This is a genomic window from Rhodoferax sp. (assembly GCF_018063565.1).
In the GTDB taxonomy this organism is placed as follows: Bacteria; Pseudomonadota; Gammaproteobacteria; order Burkholderiales; family Burkholderiaceae_C; genus Rhodoferax.
Genome location: NZ_JAGPBB010000016.1, coordinates 46,510 through 53,052, shown reverse-complemented (window position 1 = coordinate 53,052; position 6,543 = coordinate 46,510). Strand labels below are relative to the sequence as shown.

Annotated in this window: 6 protein-coding genes; 2 read left to right on the top strand and 4 right to left on the bottom strand. The window is 60.8% G+C overall.

Translation table 11 applies throughout. The features are described 5' to 3' along the window. Positions 1-1,144: integrase arm-type DNA-binding domain-containing protein (locus KBF66_RS06005; protein ID WP_296653905.1), on the bottom strand; the 1,144-nt coding region annotated here is incomplete at its 3' end. 124 nt (positions 1,145-1,268) lie between these two features. On the opposite strand from KBF66_RS06005, the gene KBF66_RS06000 reads away from it, so the two are divergent. Continuing rightward, the gene (locus tag KBF66_RS06000) at positions 1,269-1,655 is read left to right on the top strand and encodes a diacylglycerol kinase (protein WP_296653902.1); all 387 of its coding nucleotides are present in this window, start codon (positions 1,269-1,271) and stop codon (positions 1,653-1,655) included. A 23-nt stretch (positions 1,656-1,678) separates the two neighbouring features. Here the strand turns inward: KBF66_RS06000 and KBF66_RS05995 are convergent, their stop codons facing one another. Genes KBF66_RS05995 through KBF66_RS05985 form a run of 3 tightly spaced genes read right to left on the bottom strand, consistent with a single transcriptional unit; the run spans position 1,679 to position 5,487 of the window. Then, the gene (locus tag KBF66_RS05995; RefSeq protein ID WP_296653897.1) at positions 1,679-3,343 is read right to left on the bottom strand and encodes a phosphoethanolamine--lipid A transferase; all 1,665 of its coding nucleotides are present in this window, start codon (positions 3,341-3,343) and stop codon (positions 1,679-1,681) included. 54 nt (positions 3,344-3,397) lie between these two features. Beyond that, positions 3,398-4,750, bottom strand: coding sequence for an ATP-binding protein (locus tag KBF66_RS05990; protein ID WP_296653894.1), 1,353 nt, complete (start codon positions 4,748-4,750; stop codon positions 3,398-3,400). Positions 4,751-4,794: 44 nt separating this feature from the next. Next, on the bottom strand, positions 4,795-5,487 hold the full coding sequence (locus KBF66_RS05985) for a response regulator (protein WP_296653891.1): 693 nt from the start codon (positions 5,485-5,487) through the stop codon (positions 4,795-4,797). Positions 5,488-5,648: 161 nt separating this feature from the next. Here KBF66_RS05985 and KBF66_RS05980 point away from each other — a divergent pair, with 161 nt between their 5' ends. Beyond that, on the top strand, positions 5,649-6,383 hold the full coding sequence (locus KBF66_RS05980; RefSeq protein ID WP_296653889.1) for a phosphatase PAP2 family protein: 735 nt from the start codon (positions 5,649-5,651) through the stop codon (positions 6,381-6,383). Positions 6,384-6,543: the final 160 nt, after the last annotated feature.

The window sequence follows — 6,543 nt, the reverse complement described above, 5'->3', positions numbered from 1 at the left end:
CCCACCACTGCATCAGCTTTGCCCGGTCATCAAGATAGGTTGAACGATGGTAAGCAGCCCGAACGCCGTTGCGCTCAACGTGTGCCAGTTGACGTTCAATCGCATCCGGGTTCCAGTTGCATTCGTTCGCTACCGTGGAAAACAGCGCTCTAAAACCATGGGCAGTCGCCGTGCCTTTGAAGCCCAGGCGTGCCAGGGCGGAATTAAAGGTGTTTTCACTTAATGCTTGACTGGGATAGAACGGGCTTGGAAACACCAGATCACCGCCGCCGGTCAAGGTTTGCATGGTGCGCATCACTGCCACCGCTTGCCGTGACAGTGGTACTCGGTGTTCAATCTTCATTTTCATACGTCCGGGCGGAATCACCCACAGCGCCGCGTCAATGTCAAATTCTGCCCACCTTGCCCCGCGAGTTTCACCGGGGCGGGTTGCGGTAAGGATCAACAGTCGCAGGGCGTTCAAGGTGTGGGGGTCGCCTTCATAGGCGTCCAGCTTGGCCAGGAATTCGGGTAAGTCTTTGTCAGCCAGTGCGGCCCGGTGCGTTACGTGACGGGGTTTGAATATCTCGCTTGGAACCAGATCGACCATCGGGTTTGATTCGATGCGTTCATGGGTCACAGCCCAGCGAAACACCGCCTTGACCCTTTTCAGAACCCGGTCTGCCTGATCCGCAGCGCCCCGGGTTTCAATTGCTTTCACCGCTGCCATGATCTCGCCGGGCTTGAGACTGGCAATAGGGCGTGCCCCTAGGCTCGGGAAAACATCTGCTTCAAGGCTTGCGCGAATTCGGTCACGCGTGACAGGTGCCCAGCGGGCGGCTTGGTGCGTCATCCAATCACGGGAAACGGCCTCAAGGGTGTTGACCGTTTCCTGAACAACTCTCGCCCGTTCGGCCTTGCGTAGCTCGCCCGGGTCGCTTCCGCTTTTCAGTGCCTTGCGGGCTTCATTGGCCAGATCGCGGGCGGCCTTCAATCCGACTTCAGGATAAACCCCGAACGCCAGTCGCTTTTCAGTGCCGCCAAATCGGTACTTCAAGCGCCAGTATTTGCCGCCCGCTTTGGTCAGTTCCAGATAAAGGCCGCCACCGTCAAAGTGTTTGCCGGGTTCGGTCAGGTTGCGAAGTAGGGCGTCGGTCATTGGCATAATGGGTATCCTTTGCAATTTGGGGGCACATTTGGGGGCACATTTTGCATTAACCCCCGTTGACGCTAGGGAACTTTGATTCCTGTCAGCGGACCAAATTGACGGCATTCTCACGTGGCTTGATGTGAACAACTCCCCACCGGTTGCACCCAAACGTACAGGGCTGGCGCGCGTCTGGCACGCCACCCTCTACTCCTGGCAAGGACTTTACGCCGCCTGGTTTGAGCCCGCTTTCCGCCAGGAAGCCCTGCTCGCCATGCTGGGGCTACCGGCAGCGTTCTGGCTGGGTCAGAGCTGGCTCGAAACCGGTTTTTTGATTGCCTGCCTGGCGTTCGTGCTGGTGGTGGAACTGCTCAACACCGGCATCGAGTCCGCCATCGACCGCATTGGCCCCCAATGGCATGAACTGTCCAAACGCGCCAAGGACATGGGCAGTGCCGCGGTGCACATCAGTCTGCTGTTGTGCGGCGGTGTCTGGCTCAGTGCGTTGTGGCGCTGGTGGGCAGTCTGACGCAGACGAAACGTAGCCTGCCGTTAACCTGCCGGGCCCGAGCACGCTGCGAGGACGTCAAGTTGCGGTTCCACCACCTGGGTTGCCACGCCTGCCATGCGAACCACGGTGTGAAACAAGTTGTCGTGTGACCAGGGCTTTTGCGCCTGCTGCCGCACACAGTCCATGTGCCAGCCGCGTTCACGCTGCATGGCGGGTGACAACCACAGCACCATCGGCACATGGGTTTGCTCTTTGGGTGCCATGCTGTAAGGCATGCCGTGCAGGTACAGGCCTTTTTCACCCAGGGACTCACCGTGGTCTGACATGTACAGCAGCGCGGTCGGGCGTACCGAGGCCTGCGTTTTTAGCCAATGTACTGCCTCGGCCAGAAAATGGTCGGTATAGACAATCGAGTTGTCATAGGTGTTGACCAATTGCTCAGGTTGACAGTCCTGCAGGGCGTTGCTGGTGCATTCCGGCTGGAAGCGTTTGAACGCTGCCGGCGAACGCTTGAAATAGGCGGGGCCATGGCTGCCCATCTGGTGCAGCACCACCACCGTGCCGCGGGCACGGCGCTGCGGGTCAAGAGTATCGAGCTGCGTGGCGAGCTCACGCAGCATGACCTCGTCGAAACAGCCGTCCTGACCACAGACATCAGGGAGTTTCAGATCACTGGTTTGCCGTTCTGGCACCCGGTCACAGACCCCTTTGCAGCCCGACTGGTTGTCCATCCAAAGCACGGCCAGGCCGGCACGCTGCAACACGTCAAGCATATTTTCATAGCGCACATCGCTTTTCTGGTAAGCGCTACGACCCAAATGCGAGAACATACACGGCACAGAGGTCTGGGTGTTGGTGCCACAGGAGCTGACGTCCGAAAAGTACGCCAGGTCACCCGCAGACTGCAACTCTCTCAGGCGTGGTGTGGTGTCACGCGCATACCCGCCCAGACCAAAATTGGCCGCGCGTGCCGTTTCACCGACCACCACCACAATCAGGGGCGAAGCATCCGGCGCACCCGCTGCCCGCGTCAGGCGAGCATCCTCACCCAAGGGCAGCAAGGGCTGCTGCGCCTTTGCTGCCTGTCCGAGGGTATGCCGCGTGATGGCGTAAACGCTGTTGAACGGGTTGATCATGTAGCGCAGCGACTTGTGATTGCGCATCAAGGAGGCCAAATCCTGAAACGACAACCACAACAGTGCAACCGTCAGCAGCAGTGCCAGCAGTGCAACCCCCATTTGTTGCCACATCAGGGACCACACGGCCACCTGCCGCAGCGGCTGCCGCCAAAGCCAGACTGCCGGCAACACGACCCCCAGCAGCACAGTCAACAACATGGACCACGACAACAGATCCAGCACTTCGCGGGCATCGGTTTGTGCCACATTGGCGATCATGCTTGGGTCGATTACCACGCCGTAGCGTTGCATGAAAAAACTCGCTGCAGCACTCATGATCAGGAACAGCAGGCCCGCCGGCTTAAGCCAACGCGGCCAGAGCAGCAGACAGAGGGCAGACCAGATGACCGCCAGCACGGCAAGTCCGAGACTGCCCACGGTCACCAGGGCGTGCCATCCATGGGTCTCCGGCAGGCGCCAGATGGCACTCCAGAGGGGAATGTTGCCCACCGTGGCCAGCCAGAGTGCCAGGATCAACAGAAGTGCAACGGGGTGCCAGGGTGTTCTGGCAGAGACGGCTAAGAGCATATTTCAGTAGCAGAGTGACGCCTCAGATTGTCCGCGGTTTGCCTTATCAGCAGATTAAGCGGGGCTTGCGGCGCTGACTGCGTCGCTGCTCTGCGCTGGCGCGGCGCGCCAGGTCAGTGCGTAACATTTGGTAAAGGGTGCCGTGCCATCGCGCTGATCGAACACCAGGCCATGCCAGTCGGCGATGCGCCGCACCAGTGTCAACCCGATCCCCATGCCGGGTTGCACCACCGTCCGGGACGACCAGGCCACGCCATCGTCACTGACCCTCACACTGACCTGACCCTGCACCTGCTGCACCACCGACACCTCCACCTGTGTCCCCGCCGGGTTATGGCGCAAGGCGTTGTCAATCAGATTGCCCAACGCCAACTCAAGCATGGTGTTGTGCGCATACACCCACAGAGCCTGGTTTGGCACCTCCAGCGCAAGTTCCTGTCCCAGCTGGTGAGCCAAGGGGACATGCTCTGCCACCAGCTGATGGCATAGCGCATTCAGATCGAGCCGCTGCAACGCCTGGTGGTCCAACCCCTGTGCACGCGCCAGATCCATCAACTGCGCCAGAATGCGCCCGGCGCGCAGCGCGTTTTGTTCCACCTGCTGCAGCGCCAGATCGCGTTCGTTGCTTTCAACAGCGACGCGCGCCAGCCTTGCCTGCAATACCTGGGCGGTCAGCGGTGTGCGCAGCTCGTGGGCAACATCCGAAGCAAAACTGCGCTCTCGCAGCACCTGCGCCTGCAAACGTTGTGCCAGACGGTTGATCGCATTCACGGTGCCCGACAGCTCCTCATAGGGCTGCAGGGTTGGCAACAGCTGACCGGCATCCAGGTCAAGATCGGCAACTTTTTCGGCCAGTCGCTGCAGCGGCAGCAAGCCGCGCCGGATCGCCCACAGCAGCAGCAACGCAACCAGCGGCAACAGCACCAGGGCTGGCCGCACGATGTGCCAGGCAATGTCCCGACCCAGGGCTTCGCGCCGGTCCTTGTCGATCAACACCAACACCTTGCGTGTACCGCCAGACCCGGTGCTTGCAGTACCCAGCAAGGCCCGCCAGACCTGGGACTGCCCCTTCCATACCAGTGACACATCCTGCGGCTGCTCCGTCAGACGGGCTGGCAATGCGCTGGCGAGGCCATGGGTATCCCACAGCACGCGCTCATCTTGCCAAACGACCACGTGCAGCTCGGGGGCATAGCTGGCCAGGTCCTCAACCGTGCCATCGCGCTTGGTCAAGACCATTGGCGCCGCCGCTGGGGCTGCCATTGCAGGTTGACGCAACAACATCTGCACGCTGGATGCCAATTGACCGTCGGTGACTTCATCGGCCTCGTGCAAGCCGGTGAAATACGCCACGAACACCAGGGTCAACCAGCTCATGCCCAGCGCAATCAGGGTCAGAACCCACAAGTAACGCCACAATGGGCGGGGTCGAAGGGGTGCGGCGCGGTGCATCACCTGGCTCGCCGGAGTGCCATTGGATCGGGGTCTGAGGGTGGTACGAAGTAACCCACGCCGCGCACGGTCTTGACCAGATCGTCACCCAGTTTGCGCCGCAGGTGATGGATGTGCACCTCCAGCGCGTTGCTGTCGAGCGCCTCATCAAAACCATACAAGGCCTCTTCAAGCCTGCGGCGCGTCAACACCTGTCCGCTACCACGCAGCAAAGCGAGCAACAGCGCAAACTCCTTGGCACGCAATGGCACGCGTTGTCCGGCGTACCAAACCATGTGAGCGGCGGGATCGACCGTCAGCTTACCGTGGTACAGCATGGGTGAGGCACGCCCCTCACTGCGCCGTAATGCCACGCGCATCCGGGCCAGCAACTCTTCTGGCTCAAACGGCTTCACCAGGTAATCATCGGCTCCCTCGTCCAGTCCGGCAACACGATCGGGCACACTGTCGCGCGCCGTCATGATCAGCATTGGCAAGCTGCAGCCCGCCTGGCGTTGCTGGCGCAGCCAGTGCAAACCGTCACCATCAGGCAGGCCGAGGTCCAACAGAACCAGGTCAAACGACTCGACAAGCAGCGCCGCGTCGGCCAGCGCCAGGGTCGCACAGACATCCGCGGCGTATCCGGCTGATTTGAGGGTCGCCGCCAATCCCTCGGCGATGCCCGTATCGTCCTCAACAATCAAAATCCGCATCGGTATTTGCAGGCTCCAGGCTATCGTGTGGCTGATCGGACGGATTGTCTCAGATGCCTTTGCCAGGACTGGATCACCGCGCGCGCACTGTCGCGACTTGATTGGGGCGGACCAGGCCCGATTTAAGGTTCACTTAACACGCTGCGGCTTCAATCGGGTGGATGAGTACTATCTCCCGCCTGCACGACTCACCGACCGAGCCAAGCGTGCCCCTGCGATTGCGAAGCTGGTGGTACTACACCTTGATCCTTGCACTGCCAGCGCTGCTCTGGGATGCCAGTGGGCTTGATCCGGCCGTGATGTCCCGGCTGGCCGACGGCCACGGCTTCGCGCTGCGGCACAACTGGTGGCTGGAGCGGGTGTTGCACGATGGCACCCGACAACTGGCGGTGGTTCTCTTCGTGGGCATTTGGATGATGGTTTGGCGGCCGCTGGGAGCGCTGAAGCGCATCAGCCGACGGCAGCGGCTTGAAATCGCCTGTGGCATCACCCTGAGTCTGCTGGTGGTGAGTGCGATCAAACACTACAGTCAGACCAGTTGCCCGTGGGACCTGCAGGCCTACGGGGGCAACGCGCACTTTGTGTCGCACTGGGCCTGGGGAATTCAGGACGGCGGCTCCGGACGTTGCTTTCCGGGGGGGCACGCCTCGGCAGCTTTTGCCTATCTGGCATTTCCCTTGCCGTGGCTGTTGTCATCGGTTTCGTCACAGCAGAAGGTTGGCCAGCACATCCTGCTGGGGGTTTTGCTGGTGGGCCTGCTGCTGGGGGCGACACAAACCTTGCGCGGTGCACATTACCCCAGTCATACCCTTTGGACTGGCCTGGTATGCTGGCTGGTGTCGCTGGCCAACCACCAGATCTTCGTCACCCTTGGCAAGCCGGGGGTAACACGGTGACTGGCAAACCCGGGTTCACCAAGACCCTATTACCCATATGGGCTACGCCGGATTACCCTTTGGGGTGATGGACGTACCCCAAGGACTACCGAAAAATCACCCCGTGCAACCGTGGTGCATTCGAGCACTGTGGTGTTTGGCGCACTTGTCAAATCTGAAA